10 protein-coding genes are annotated in these 15,060 nt (G+C 40.3%); 7 read left to right on the forward strand and 3 right to left on the reverse strand.

Annotated features, from left to right (window positions below; translation table 11 throughout):
• Positions 1 to 11 precede the first annotated feature (11 nt).
• The 7 genes from proC (at position 12) to NE848_RS13755 (ending at position 10,190) form a co-directional block, all read left to right on the forward strand.
• Complete coding sequence (gene proC / locus NE848_RS13725) at positions 12 to 818, forward strand: pyrroline-5-carboxylate reductase (protein WP_252114580.1); 807 nt, start codon at positions 12 to 14, stop codon at positions 816 to 818.
• 34 nt (positions 819 to 852) lie between these two features.
• Positions 853 to 1,626, forward strand: a complete 774-nt coding sequence (gene proB, locus NE848_RS13730) for a glutamate 5-kinase (protein ID WP_252114582.1) — start codon at positions 853 to 855, stop codon at positions 1,624 to 1,626.
• A 40-nt stretch (positions 1,627 to 1,666) separates the two neighbouring features.
• Positions 1,667 to 2,866, forward strand: a complete 1,200-nt coding sequence (locus tag NE848_RS13735; RefSeq protein ID WP_252114584.1) for a glutamate-5-semialdehyde dehydrogenase — start codon at positions 1,667 to 1,669, stop codon at positions 2,864 to 2,866.
• Positions 2,867 to 2,966: 100 nt separating this feature from the next.
• Positions 2,967 to 4,835 (forward strand): M61 family metallopeptidase, encoded by a 1,869-nt coding sequence (locus NE848_RS13740; protein WP_252114586.1) that lies wholly within the window; start codon positions 2,967 to 2,969, stop codon positions 4,833 to 4,835.
• Between the two features lie 113 nt (positions 4,836 to 4,948).
• Entirely contained in the window at positions 4,949 to 6,952 is a 2,004-nt protein-coding gene (locus NE848_RS13745) for a monovalent cation:proton antiporter family protein (RefSeq protein ID WP_252114588.1), read from the forward strand.
• Positions 6,953 to 6,999: 47 nt separating this feature from the next.
• Entirely contained in the window at positions 7,000 to 8,670 is a 1,671-nt protein-coding gene (locus NE848_RS13750; RefSeq protein ID WP_252114590.1) for an ABC1 kinase family protein, read from the forward strand.
• A gap of 29 nt (positions 8,671 to 8,699) precedes the next feature.
• Positions 8,700 to 10,190, forward strand: a complete 1,491-nt coding sequence (locus NE848_RS13755; RefSeq protein WP_252114592.1) for a S10 family peptidase — start codon at positions 8,700 to 8,702, stop codon at positions 10,188 to 10,190.
• On the opposite strand, the gene thrC is transcribed toward NE848_RS13755, so the two are convergent.
• Genes thrC through thrA form a run of 3 tightly spaced genes read right to left on the reverse strand, consistent with a single transcriptional unit; the run spans position 10,187 to position 14,849 of the window.
• Positions 10,187 to 11,482, reverse strand: coding sequence for a threonine synthase (gene thrC / locus NE848_RS13760; protein ID WP_252114594.1), 1,296 nt, complete (start codon positions 11,480 to 11,482; stop codon positions 10,187 to 10,189). The two genes, NE848_RS13755 and thrC, sit on opposite strands and share 4 nt — an antisense overlap.
• On the reverse strand, positions 11,479 to 12,399 hold the full coding sequence (locus NE848_RS13765; RefSeq protein ID WP_252114596.1) for a homoserine kinase: 921 nt from the start codon (positions 12,397 to 12,399) through the stop codon (positions 11,479 to 11,481). Before NE848_RS13765 ends, thrC begins: the two co-directional genes overlap by 4 nt.
• A gap of 2 nt (positions 12,400 to 12,401) precedes the next feature.
• Entirely contained in the window at positions 12,402 to 14,849 is a 2,448-nt protein-coding gene (thrA, locus tag NE848_RS13770) for a bifunctional aspartate kinase/homoserine dehydrogenase I (protein ID WP_252114598.1), read from the reverse strand.
• Between the last annotated feature and the right edge of the window lie 211 nt (positions 14,850 to 15,060).

A 15,060-nucleotide genomic window follows, 5' to 3' on the forward strand; every position in this document is an offset into this window, starting at 1 on the left:
AAAAAGAAAAAATGAAAACATTAGTAATTGGAGCAGGTAACATGGGATTAACCTACGCAGAAGGGATGGCAAAATCTGCCATGCTTAATCGTAGAAATTTAATGGTATTCGACAAATCTGCAGATGTTATAGCAAGATTAAGAGAAATGGACCATTTTGATGTTTACGAGAAGCTCGAAGATTGCCTGCCCCAAGCCGATATGGTATTCATTGCGGTTAAGCCTTATCACTGCGATGATCTTTTTGAAGAAATGAGATCTATGGTCAATGAAGAACAGATATATGTTTCCTTGATGGCCGGAGTTACAATCGCAAAGATTCAGGCTGGTTTGGGTGTGAAGAAAGTAGTAAGATCTATGCCTAACCTTCCCGCGCAGGTTGGTAAAGGTGTTACTTCCTATACCGAATCAAAGGAGGTCTCCCGTGTAGAATTATTAATGGTACGCAATCTACTTGATACAACCGGCGAATCTATACATGTTAAAAATGAGAACTATATAGATGCCTCTACAGGAATCTCTGGTAGTGGTCCTGCTTATGTATTTTACTTTATGCAATCAATGCTTGAAGCAGCCCTTAAAATGGGATTCTCTAAAAACGATTCCAGAGTACTGGTAAGTCAAACCTTTGAAGGTGCGGTAGAACTTTTCAATCGTAACGACCTTTCACCTGATACCTGGATGGAAAGAGTAGCCTCTAAGGGAGGTACCACACGGGCAGCACTGGATTCCATGGATGATAATAATGTAAAGGAATTAATAAAAGACGCAGCCTATGCTGCCTTTGACCGTGCTGTAGAACTGGGAGAAGACAAATAACCCGAAATTTAATTTAGCTTATAAATAAACTAAAATGGAAGATAAGAGAAGAATTGTTGTAAAAGTTGGTACAAATGTAATGACCAATAAAGACAACAGAATTTTAGGTCCCGTATTAAAAAGTCTCGTAAGGCAAATAGCTACATTATATGAAGAGGATATTTTGGTAGTTCTTGTTTCTTCAGGTTCGGCTATAGCTGGAAAAGAGATCCTTGGAGAGATCAATATCGAGGACGAGAGTAAAAGAAGACAGGTATACTCTTCAGTAGGACAGCCTCGTATGATGCGCCACTATTACAGTATTTTTCACGATTACGGAATGAGATGTGCGCAGGTACTGGCTACAAAAAGGGACTTTAGCCCGGGAATCCATAGAGAGAACATGATAAACTGCTATGAGTCTTTACTTTCAGAAGGAATTATTCCTATTGCGAATGAAGATGATGCTGTTTCGGTAACCATGTCTATGTTCTCAGATAATGATGAGCTGGCCAGCCTTGTGGCTGAACTGATTGGAGCAGAAAAACTTATCATTCTTAGTGATACTGATGGACTCTATACCGGCCACCCGGAAGATGATGAGTCTGAGAAACTGAACAAAGTTCAGGTTGACGAGAATGTTGAAAAGTATGTTCAGCAATCAGATAAAGGTGAAGGTGAAGGCCGCGGAGGCATGGAATCCAAGATCAAGATAGCTAAAGGTACCGCATCAAAAAACATCACAACCTATATAGCAAATGGTAAACGAGAGGATGTGATTCTTGATATAATGGCAGGAAAACCGGTAGGTACCAAGTTTACCTCATAAAAGAAATAGATTAACGTAACTAAACTAAAGAAACGAAAAAATGAAGTTGATAAAATCTGAAACCAAGAATAAAGTCCTTCAATCCATGATGCAGATCCTGGATAAAAGGCGTAATGAAATTATTGAAGCAAATAAAAAAGATCAGGATGCTTTTAGCAGGGATGATCAGGCTTTGTACGACAGGCTCGTTGTTGACGATAAAAAAGTTGACGATATGATACGTTCAGTTCGTGAAGTGATGGAACAGGATGATCCTGTAGGACAGGTTATCGAGCATCGTAAGCTTGATACCGGACTTGATATCACGAACAAAACAGCTCCTTTCGGAAATATTTTAATCATATATGAATCAAGACCTGATGTAACTATTGAAGCAGCTGTATTGGCCTTTAAAGCTAATAATAAGATCTACCTCAAAGGAGGTAAAGAAGCCATACATAGCAATAAGATTCTTGAAGAATGCTGGCATGAAGCTCTTGAAGAAAATGGTCTGGAAAAAAGCTGGATCGAATTGCTGCACATGGATAGAACAGAAACCCAGGAATTCCTGAAGAATCCACCAGTACAGTTAGACCTTATTGTACCTCGTGGCGGTGAAAGGCTAATCGGTTTTGTGAAGGAACATGCTACAGGTGCCGTGCTGGTTAGTGGTAGAGGAAATAATTTCCTTTATGTTTCTAAAAATGCCGATTTTGAAGTAGCCAAAAAAGTGATGCTGAATGCGAAGATCGACAAAATCTCTGGATGCAATGCCCTGGATAAGGTGCTTGTAGATAAGAATATTGAAGACTATGAAGGCAAGCTAAAAGAACTTCAGGAACTTTTCAGTGACAATAAAGTAAAAGTACTGGTAGATGATGAAGTCTCAAAAGTACTTACTGATGAAGAGAAGGTACCTTCAGAAGATACCTGGTATGAAGAGTTTCTGGCGATGAAAATTGTGATTGGAGCTATAGACGGCCTGGATGAGGCCATCGAAAAGATTAACCATTATTCAGGTGGTCACTCTGCTTCAATTATCACCACTGATAAGGATGAAGCTTTAACCTTTATGGAACAGGTAGACAGCGCTGCCGTATACCACAACGCCTCAACCAGGTTTACAGATGGTGGACAAATGGGTGTTGGTGCAGAACTTGCGATCTCTACCGATAAATTACACCACAGAGGACCTCTGGGACTAAAACAGCTGGTTACCAACAAATATTATGTTTTAGGTGAAGGTCACGTTAGAGTATAAAACTGATTTTTAAATCATTTTAAAGGCGCCGATTGGCGCCTTTATTTTTTTGTAACAATTTCACTTACTTTATGTCTTATAAAATAAAGACAACTTATTTATGAAGAAATTATTAATGGGAATTGCGGCAGCCTCAATGTTATTTGCCTGTAAAACCCCGAATGTGCCTCAGGTTGATCAGCCTGTAGTGGCCACCATCGATTTAGTAGATGTTGAAAATGATAAAGTATGGGTAAGTGTAGACCCCGATCGTTTTACCACAGAAACCACAACTTTTTATATTCCTAAAACCGTTCCCGGCACTTATAGTACAGACAACTACGGAAAGTTTTCAGAAAACTTCAAGGCCCTGGATTATAAGGGCAATGAAATGGAAGTGATAAAACTTGATGATAACAGCTGGCAAATTGAAGATGCTGAAGACCTGGATAAGGTGATCTATCAGGTAAATGATTCTTTCGATTGGGAAAATGAAGGTGGGGTTTACTCGATGGCCGGAACCAATATTCTTAAAGATAAAAACTTCCTTCTGAACTTACATGGTTTTGTCGGCTATTTTAAGGATATGAAAGAAGAAGAGTACCGTTTACAAATTGAGCGACCTGCAGATCTTATTCCGGGAACTTCCCTTACTGTAGACAGAACTATGAACAGCGAGACCGGCAGTTCCAAGACCGATATTTATAACCTTGATCGATATTTTGAAGTGATAGACAACCCTATTATGTATGCACAGCCTGATACTGCAAGCTTTATGGTTCAGAATATGGAGGTTTTGCTAAGTGTATACTCACCCAACAAAGTACATTCAGCAAAAAGTCTTAAACCGGAAATGGAGAAAATGATCCGTGCCCAAAAAAGATTTCTTGGTGATATAAATAGTACTGATAAGTATGCTATCATCGTTTATTTATCGGATTCACCTGGAAAAGGAAATGCCGGAAATTTTGGAGCTCTTGAGCATCATACCTCAACAGTTGTAGTTATGCCCGAAAGTATGGAAGCGAAAGCTCTTGATAAAAGTATGACCGATATTGTCTCTCACGAATTCTTCCATATTATTACCCCACTTGGAATTCATTCCAACGAAATACATTATTTTGATTACAACGATCCAAAAATGTCCAAGCATTTATGGATGTATGAAGGGGTAACCGAGTACTTTGCCAATCTTTTCCAGGTAAACCAGGGACTCATTAGCAACCAGGAGTTCTATAACCGGATGGTTGAAAAGATCAATACCTCCAAAAGGTTCGATGATACTGTTCCTTTTACGGTTATGAGCAAAAACATCCTTACAGACGAGTATAAAGACATGTATTACAATGTTTATCAGAAGGGAGCTTTAATAGGTATGGCCCTGGACATCCGTTTGAGAGAGCTTAGTGGCGGAAGAATGGGAATTCTTGATCTTATGAAAAAGCTGAATGAAAAATATGGAAAAGATAAACCATTTGAAGATGACAATTTAATTCCGGTTATCGTAGAGCTCACTTACCCGGAGATCCAGGATTTCTTTGATACCTATGTAACTGGCAGTACCCCGATTCCCTATGACGAATTCTTTGCAAAAGCCGGGTTGGAAGAAAAAGAGGTTATGAAAGAAGTTGATTACTTCATCAACGGACAAAGTCCTTACATCACCGCTAACCAGCAAACCAAGGAAATAGTATTCCGTTCAGATATCGAAATGAATACATTTCTTAAAGACCTTGGAATTGAGGGTGGAGATACGCTCAAGTCTATAAACGGAACTGAATATAATATCGAAAATGTATACGACCTTATCATGGCCAGCCAGTCCTGGAGTGAAGGTGACGATATTACTGTCACTATAAAAAGAGGCGGAGAAGAGATCGAACTTGAAGGAAAGATCACTACACCAAAGGATATGGAGAAAACCTATGCAGAGATCCAGAATGCCGATGGTGACCAGATTGAACTTCGCAATGCGTGGTTAAAAGGTTAATAGAATTTTAAGCAGTAAAGAAAGCGGCAGGAAAAACCTGCCGCTTTTTTTGTTTAATATTAAGATCCTATGAGCGTTATCTTCTTATATTTAAAATTCAATTAAACCAACCTATGGAAATTCCTATTCTTCAGGATATTGTGATTATTCTGGGATTATCAATTTTGATCATCCTCATCTTTCAGCGGTTAAAACTACCGGCCATACTTGGTTTTCTGATAGCCGGGATCATTGCAGGACCACATGCATTCAATTTGATAAGCTCCCAGCACGAAGTGGAACTGCTTTCTGAAATAGGGATCATCTTCCTGCTATTCGTGATTGGGATAGAATTATCCCTGAAAGGTCTGGCATCGATAAAAAGGATCATATTTCTAGGAGGTGGATTACAGGTTGGAGGCACTATTCTTATAACAGCAGCGATCTCGCATTTCATAGGTCTGCCATGGACCACTTCTATTTTCCTCGGATTCCTTTTTAGTTTAAGTAGTACCGCTATCGTTTTAAAGCTGCTACAGGAAAAAGGCGAGATAGCCTCTCCTCATGGACGAATTGGTTTGGGGATCCTTATTTTTCAGGATATCATCGTAGTTCCCATGATGCTTTTCACTCCGCTGCTTGCGGGAGAGACTCCGAATATCCTTTATACCGTTTCGATCATGGCAATTAAAATATTGATCGTTCTTATTCTGGTATATATACTCGCCAGGTTCGTAGCACCAAAAATATTTGGATGGGTGGTAAAAACTAAGAATCAGGAACTTTTTGTACTTACAGTTGTAGTTTTCTGTTTTGGTATTGCCTGGTTAACCTCAACCGTAGGTCTTTCTCTTGCATTAGGAGCTTTTTTCGCCGGTCTCATAATTTCAGAATCAGATTACAGCCACCAGGCCACCGCAAATGTGCTTCCCTTTCGGGAGATCTTTATAAGTTTCTTCTTTATATCGGTAGGCACACTCTTGAACCTTGATTTCTTTTTTAGCAATATTATCAACATTATTTTGCTGGTAATGGGAGTGATACTATTAAAAATGCTGGTAATGGGACTTACCGTGGTTATATTAAAATACCCCGCCAGGACAATTTTCCTGGTGATTTTCAGTCTTTTCCAGGTGGGTGAATTCTCATTATTGCTATCGGGCGTGGGGAAAGAAAGTGGAATAATTCCTGAAAATATTTACCAGTATTTCCTTGCAATTTCAATTATCACCATGGGTATCACTCCATTTCTTATTGAAAATGCACCGCGTATCACCTATTCCATTCTGAAAGCCCCTATACCTTCAGCCGTGAGAAAACGTCTTGAAAACATTAAAAGAAGTACTAAGGCTGAAGAGGAATTTTCAGAAGAAAACCTGCATGACCACCTTGTGATCATCGGGTACGGAATCAATGGTGAAAATATATCCAAAGCTGCCCGTAAGGCCGAAATTCCTTATGTGATACTGGATACGAATCCTGAAACATTTGAAAAAGCCAAAGCCAAAAAAGAGCCTATAATTTTTGGGGATGCTACAAATACTACCATTCTTAAACATGCTCATGTTCAGGAAGCAAGAGTCATCGTGATCGCTATTTCTGATCCCGGAGCCACCAGAAAAATGCTCTCGAGTATCCGTCAGTTCACACAAACTGCAACTATAATTGTAAGAACTAAATATGTTAGAGAAATCAAAGATGCCATCAGGCTTGGTGCCGATGAAGTAGTTCCCGAAGAATTTGAAACCTCTATCGAGATCTTTACCAGAGTACTGAAAAAATACCTGGTTCCTTTCGATGAGATCCAGGAATTCATCAACCAGATACGATCTTCAGATTATGAGATGCTTACTTCTATGAAGAAAACTGCCCACTCCCCTGCTTTGCAACATTTGAACATCCCTAACAAAGAGATTGTCACTATTAAAGTACAAAGGGATAATCATAAGATCGTAGGCAAGAGCATTGAAGAGTCCGGAATCGGAAAGAACTATCGTGTAACACTGTTGGCAATTCAGAGAGATAAACGTTACCTCACCGAGATCTCTCCAGAGACGACCATACATCAGGGTGATCTGCTTTATCTTTTTGGGCATCCCAATAATATTAACCATTTAAACAAAATGCTTTCTTTCTGATACTGCTTAATTTCATAAATTTAGAACCCTAACCATTTTTATTACCAATGAGCACCACGCCAGATAAGATCAAAAGATATTATAAATTCATACGATTTATGCTGAAATACTGGAATAGTGACCTGTTCCGGCAGACGACCTCAGCAGCGATGAATGAGGCCCTTCAGGATGAAGATGAAGAACATCAGTTTGACCAAACGCCAGAAGAATTGGTTGAGGATCTTAAGGCTATGGGGCCTACCTATATAAAACTTGGCCAGCTACTTTCTACAAGACCCGATCTATTACCGGACGAATATCTCCAGGCTTTAGCTAAGCTTCAGGACAATGTTTCACCGGTTCCCTTTGAAGAAGTGAAAAAAATTATCGAGGAAGAACTGGGAACCAAAATATCCAAAGCCTTCAATTTATTTGAAGAAAAACCCCTTGCCAGTGCATCGATTGGTCAGGTACACAGGGCAGAACTAAATTCGGGTAAGCCCGTTGCAGTTAAGATCCAGAGACCGGGAATTAGAAAACAATTCATGGAGGATCTGGAGACCCTGGATGAACTTACCCAGATGGCCGTAAAACATCTTGAGAGTGCTAAAACCTATGCGATAGATGAAGTCTTTGCCGAATTAAGAAGAATATTAATCAACGAGCTCGATTATAATAAAGAAGCTCAAAACCTCAAGACATTAAAGGAAAACCTTCAGAGCTATGATCACTTGATAATTCCTGCATCTGTAGATGATTATAGCTCTTCCAAGGTCTTGACCATGGAATTCGTTAGTGGAAAAAAGATCACATCCCTTTCTCCACTAAGACAAATGGAGAATGATTTTTCAGACCTGGTGGAAGAACTCGTAGAGGCATATTTACAACAGATCATTAACGATGGTTTCGCTCATGCCGACCCCCATCCCGGCAACATCAAATTTACAGATGATAACCGAATAGCTCTTATAGATCTTGGTATGGTGGCCCGTTTCACGCCTCAATTACAGGAGAATCTTATCGAGTTATTACTAGCCATAAGCAGGAGCAATGGTGAAAAAACCGCTCATATTCTTCTTAAGATGAGCGAAATGGAAGAAGACTCCCAGCCAAAACAGTTTGCCAAGACAGTGAGTGATGTAATCATGGAAAGTGAGAACAGCAGGGCCAAAGATCTACAAACGGGACGAATTCTCATTCAGCTTAACAGACTTGCGCTTAATACTCATATAAAATTACCGGTGGAGATCAACATCCTGGGAAAGATACTTCTTAATCTGGATCAGATCGTAGCTATGCTTGATCCTGAATTCGATCTTAGAGCGGCCATTCAGAGAAATGTGCATGAGATCATGCGCAAGAAGATGGTCAATGAACTAAAGCCTGAAAATTTCTTTAGTACGCTCATTGAATCAAAACATTTCCTGGAGAAGATGCCCGAAAGGATGAACCGTATTTCAGAAAACCTGGCCAATAATGAAATGAAGATCAAAATAGACGCGATAGACGAAAAACGCGTTACCGATGGTTTTCAAAAGGTGGCAAACCGAATCACCCTTGGTCTCATTATAGCCGCCATGATCGTAGGAGCTTCCATGCTTATGCAAATCCCTTCAGACTTTACCATTTTTGGCTATCCCGGCCTTGCCATGTTATTCTTTATCCTGGCGGCTGTTGGAGCGATAGTACTCAGCTATGTGATAGTCTTCAGGGATGAAAATCTAAATAACAAGAATTAAATTTTAAACCTTAGAACATAGAACTTCAAATGAGAAAAATTTCTTTTTTAATTGTCTTTAGCCTTTTTTCATTCCTTACCATTTATGCCCAGAAAGTTGAGGTCCCCCTGGACACTTCTGTGGTTACCAGGCATTCGGTAAATATTAATGGAGAAAGAATCGATTATACAGCCGAAACTGGAACCCTCCCTTTATGGAATGAAGACAGGGAGCCAATTGCAAGTTTATTTTATACATATTACACCAGAAACGGAGTTAAAAATACCGAAAACCGCCCTTTAGTGATCTCCTTTAATGGTGGCCCCGGTTCAGCCTCTGTTTGGATGCATATCGCCTATACGGGGCCTCGTGTGCTGAAAATAGATGATGAGGGTTTTCCTGTTCAACCCTACGGAATAAAAGAAAATCCGCATTCAATACTTGATGTGGCCGATATAGTTTATGTGAATCCTGTAAATACTGGATACTCCCGTCCGATCCCTGATAAGGAAGGGAAAGTTGACCGCGAAAAATTCTTTGGAGTTCAGGCTGACATAGAATACCTGGCAGAATGGCTGAATACTTTTGTGACCAGGAAGAATCGCTGGTTATCTCCTAAATACCTGATCGGAGAAAGTTATGGTACTACAAGGGTTTCAGGTCTGGCCCTCGAATTACAAAACAGCCAGTGGATGTATCTGAATGGAGTTATCCTGGTCTCACCTACCGAAATAGGTCTGGACCGTGAAGGTCCCGTAGAGATTGCGAACCGCCTGCCCTATTTTGCCGCAGCGGCATGGTACCATGATGCCTTACCGCAGGAACTTCAGAGTAAAGACCTGCACGAGTTGCTTCCGGAAGTGGAAGAATATGCCATCAATGAATTATTACCAGTACTGGTGAAAGGCGGTTTCATGGAAGATTCAAAAAAGCAGGAAGTAGCTGAAAGAATGGCTTATTATTCAGGGATCTCAGAAAAAGTAATTCTGCAAAATAATCTCGAAGTACCATTCAGATATTTCTGGAAGGAATTACTACGTGAAGATGAAGGTTTTTCCGTTGGGCGTCTTGACTCAAGATACCGTGGCCTGGATGCCAAAGAATCTGGAGATAGCCCTGACTATAATTCTGAGCTCACTTCATGGTTGCATTCCTTTACCCCGGCAATCAACTATTATTTACGTGAAGAACTTAAATTTAAGACCGATCTTAAGTATTTCATGTTCGGGCCGGTTCATCCATGGGACCGAAGTGGAAATAACACCGGAGAAAATCTTAGACAGGCCATGGCCCAGAATGCGAATCTGGATGTAATGATCCAGTCCGGATATTTTGACGGAGCTACCACTTATTTCAATGCAAAATATTCCATGTGGCAACTCGATCCAAGCGGAAAAATGAAAGACCGCCTCAGCTTTAAGGGATACCGAAGCGGCCATATGATGTATCTGCGAAGCGAGGACCTTGAAAAGGCAAACAATGATCTGAGAGAATTTATTCAGAACACTTTGCCTGGCGAAGGTGAGCCTGCAAAATATTAACTCATTAAATATCCCTTCAGATCTTCATAATTGCTGATCTGGAGGGATTTTTTCTCTTTGTGCATTATTCTTTCTATTGAATCTGGTATTGATACCTTCTCGCCTATCACTTCTTCCACAGTATCCAAAAATTTCACCGGGTGGGCAGTTTCCAGAAAAGTGCCATAATATCCGCTCTTATCTTTCAGAAATTCCTGTAGACCTAAATAGCCAACGGCTCCGTGCGGATCCATTACATAACCGGTCTCTTCAAAGACTTCTTTAATAGCTTTTTTAGTCAACTCATCATCAAAACTATAAGCTGAAAGATTCTTTTTTAGAGACAGATATTCATTATTGAAAAGCTGAAGTATACGCACAAAATTGCTCGGATCACCTACATCCATAGCATTAGATATAGTTTGAACGCTTGGTTTTGGCTTATAGACTTCGGTTTCCAAGTAATTTGTCACCGTATCATTTGCGTTGTTTGATGCTACAAAATGATCGATAGGTAGTCCCATTTCCCGTGCAAGCATCCCGGCACAAATATTCCCGAAATTCCCACTGGGGACTGAAAACACCAGTTTTTCATCCTTTTCCTGTAATTGTTTATATGCAAGAAAATAATAGAACATTTGCGGTAACCATCTTGCAAGGTTGATAGAATTAGCAGAGGTAAGTTTCCGATTTTTGGTGATCTCCTCATCAAGAAAAGCCTGTTTTACCATCGCCTGACATTCATCAAAGGCACCATCTACTTCCAGAGCTGTGATATTTTGTCCCAGTGTTGTGAGTTGCTTTTCCTGGATCTCGCTTACTTTTCCTTTTGGATAGAGGATTACCACATCTATTCCCTCAACTCCCAGAAAACCATTGGCCACAGCACCACCGGTATCACCTGAAGTGGCCACAAGTACGGTCACATTACCGATATTCCCTTTTTTTATAAAATATCCCAGGCTACCTGCCATAAATCTGGCACCAACATCTTTAAACGCCAGTGTAGGTCCATGAAAAAGTTCCAGGCTTCCTATACCTTCCTTTACTCTGGCCACAGGAAAGTCAAAATCAAGAGTAGTGTTTATGATCTCTTCGAGCTCAGCATCAGGGATTTCGCCACCTACATAATCTTTTATAGCCTCAAAGGCAATTTCAGTTTTACCAAGCTCAGGTAGTTTCTTTATAAATGACTCAGAAAGCTTCACGATTTCCTCAGGGAAATAAAGACCCTTATCGGGAGCCAGTCCCCTTATAACCGCATTTTCGAAATTGCTTATATGTTCTCTATTGTTTAAACTAAAATATTTCATAGTATTTTAACTCCCTGTTGATTAATTCCTGAAAGGTGCAGGTCAAATTCGATCCCTTTCTTCTCATAAAATTCCCTGATAGCATTCCTTACATTTTCAGCATTTTCATCTCCCTTACATAAAGCATACACTGATGGCCCGGAACCCGAAATTCCAAAACCTAAAGCTCCCTTTGCTATTGTAAGCTCATCCAATTCCTGAAAATAGGGAATAAGAATGGAGCGAATAGGCTCCACAATCTCATCTTCCAGACTTCTGCCAAGCAGATCATAATCTTCGGTATAAAGGGCGCTTACGAGAGCCCCAAGATTCCCCCACTGATTTATAGCCGATTTCAGGCTTACATTCTGTTTAATTATAGAACGTGAATCTTTAGTTTTTATCTCGATCAATGGATGTAAGACCACCATTCTCAATTCTGAAGGTACCGGAAGACTAAGGACTTCCAGAGGACAGTAACTCCTTACCAGACTAAATCCTCCTAGCAGGGCTGGTGCTACATTATCGGCATGTTCATTCCCACTGGCGATAAGCTCTCCCTGCATTGCAAAAGAAATCAGGTCTTTAGCAGTATAAGGTTCCCCTAGGAGCTTATTCACAGCGAACACGGCTCCAGCAGAGCTGGCCGCACTACTCCCTATGCCACTGCCAGGTTTTATTTTCTTACTGATCTCTATATCGAATCCCTGATCTGAATCCAGATCTTTTAGTAAGGCTTTCACGGCAACACCTGCAACATTCTCGTCGGCCTCCAAAGGTAGATCCTGCCCGGTAACCTTAGTAATCCTTACCTCATTTAGATCATTTTTCCTAACCAACATTTCATCACCTACTGAATCCAGGCAACAGCCAAGAACATCAAATCCACAGGAGAGATTGGCCACGGTAGCCGGCGCAAAAACTTTTATCTCTTCCATATTTATTTTTTTCCTACCCTTATAATATCTGCAAATATTCCCGAAGCGGTCACTTCAGCCCCGGCTCCGGCTCCTTTTACAATTAATGGTTGTTCAGGGTACCTTTCAGTGAAAAATAACACAATATTGTCACTTCCGCTAAGACCCGAAAAAGGATGGCCGACTCCTACTTCCTGAAGCCCCACTTTGGCTTTTCCATCTTCAAGCTGAGCCACATATTTTAATTCAGCATTATTATCAGCCGCATGATTATACATTTTCTTGAATTCAGGTTCATCCTTTTGAAGCAATTCGAAGAATTTTTCATTAGTTTCAGAATTCAGGCTTTCCTGTGAAAGGAAGTCATCTCTTTCAATATCTTCCAGCTCTAACTGATGTCCGCTTTCACGGGCAAGGATCAGTATCTTTCGGGCTACATCTACCCCGCTGAGATCGATCTTTGGATCAGGCTCCGTATATCCTTCTTTCATGGCCGTTTCCACAACCTTATAAAATGGTTCTGAAGCATCATAGTTATTGAACACAAAATTAAGACTTCCTGAAAGGACCGCCTGGATCTTGGTGATCCTGTCACCTGAAGCCACAAGGTTCTGCAACGTATCGATAATTGGAAGTCCAGCACCTACATTGGTTTCGTAAAGGAATGATGCCCCATATTCCCTGGCCAGATCCTGAAGATTTTGATAGTTCTCAAAAGCATCGGCACAGGCGATCTTATTACAGGTCACCACTGAAATTGAGTTAGCGAGATAATGTTTATACCAGCCGGAAATTTCAGGACTGGCCGTATTATCCACAAACACACTATTCCTAAGGTTTAATTCCTTAACGCGGTTAAAGAAGCCTTCCCTGTCAGCTTTTTCAGCATTTTCCAGTTCTTCTTTCCAGTTATCCAGGTCTATTCCATCCTCATTGAATAACATCTTCCTGGAATTGGAAAGCCCCAGAACTCTGACTTTTAACCTGAGCTTTTCAAGAAGGTACTGCTCCTGTTTCCTTAGCTGATCTATTAGTTTACTTCCTACATTTCCTACACCGGTTATGAAAAGGTTCATCTCTTTTGAAGGAACTTCAAAGAACTGCTCATGAAGCGTATTCAAAGCCTTCGTGACATCTTTCTTAGCGATAACCGCCGAAATATTCCTTTCGGAAGAGCCCTGAGCAATCGCCCTGATGTTGATATTGTTATTACCCAGCGCACTGAACATTTTTCCACTAAGTCCGTGATGACTTCTCATCCTGTCTCCAACTAGTGCGATAACAGCCACATTATCCTCGATCTCTACAGGCTTAATCTTCTTATAGTTTATCTCTGCTTCAAAGGCTTCATCAATAGCTTCTTTGGCCTGTTCGGCTTCATCAGCTTTCACCGCGATGCAGATACTATGTTCAGAAGAAGCCTGGGTAATAAGCACTACATTAATATTTTCCTGAAAGAGAACTTCAAAGAAACGTTTTGAGAATCCGGGAATTCCTACCATACCACTACCTTCTATATTCAGAAGTTTAATAGAATCTATATGGGTTATCCCTGTCACCCAACGGAAATTCTTCTTACTGGATTTTGAAATCACTGTGCCCGGATGATCGGGTTCGAATGTATTCTTAATATGTATCTCTATATTCTTATCCAGTAACGGCTGAAGTGTTGGCGGGTAAAGCACCTTGGCGCCAAAATGTGAAAGTTCCATCGCTTCTTCGTAAGAGATATCCTTTAAAGAATATGCCTGAGGCACCAGATTTGGATTCGCAGTGAACATTCCGTTCACATCAGTATAGATAAGCACTTTGTCGAGATCAAGGGCCCCGGCGATTATCGCAGCTGTAAAATCTGAACCTCCCCTGCCTAAAGTACTTGGAACACCTTGTTCATTTTTGGACACAAAGCCAGGAACTATATAAAGTTCGGCCTCATTTTTTTTGAAGAAATCACTAATGTTGACGTTGGTTTTCTCATAATTCACCTGAACTTTTTCACTGAGATTCTTACAAACAATAAGATCTCTTGAATCGGCAAATAGACTTTTTATATTGAGGCTCTTGAAAAATTCTGCAATGATCATCGAACTAAGAATTTCCCCAAAACCCGAAATAACATGACGGGTCTTATCGGAAAGTTCATTCAATAAAAAAACTCCTTCATAAAGAGTTTCAAGTCGATTAAATTGATTTTTCACCTTGCTGAGTATGCCACTCTGGGCTGTTACCGGGATCAATTCCCGCACTGCTTCCAGGTGTCGTTTCTCATTCTTTTCGAGGATCTCCTTATATTTAAGGTCTTCTCTGGCGGCCAGTTCGGCCATCAATAAAAGATCGTTGGTTACACCCCCAAAGGCTGATACAACCGTGATTACAGAGTCTTCTTTAAGATGTTCTTGAATGGTTTTAGAAACCAGTTTTATTCTTTCTGGTGAAGCGAGGGATGAGCCTCCAAATTTCAGGATATACATAACTGAAACCGTTTAAAAAATTAATAAGATTAAATAAGAGATTAAAATATACAGGTACGGACGGAAATTATATAGCAAGAACCCCAAAAGGGGTAATAACTGTAATCATAATAGCAATAGTACGCATTCGGAAAGCAACTTTTCCGTTAATAATATTGATATTTTTTTGAAGATTTCTCACAGTTTTTCCTTGAAAACTTGAATAAAGGTA

Origin of the sequence: Gramella jeungdoensis (genome assembly GCF_023805255.1) — a bacterium.
GTDB classification, from domain to species: Bacteria; Bacteroidota; Bacteroidia; order Flavobacteriales; family Flavobacteriaceae; genus Christiangramia; species Christiangramia jeungdoensis.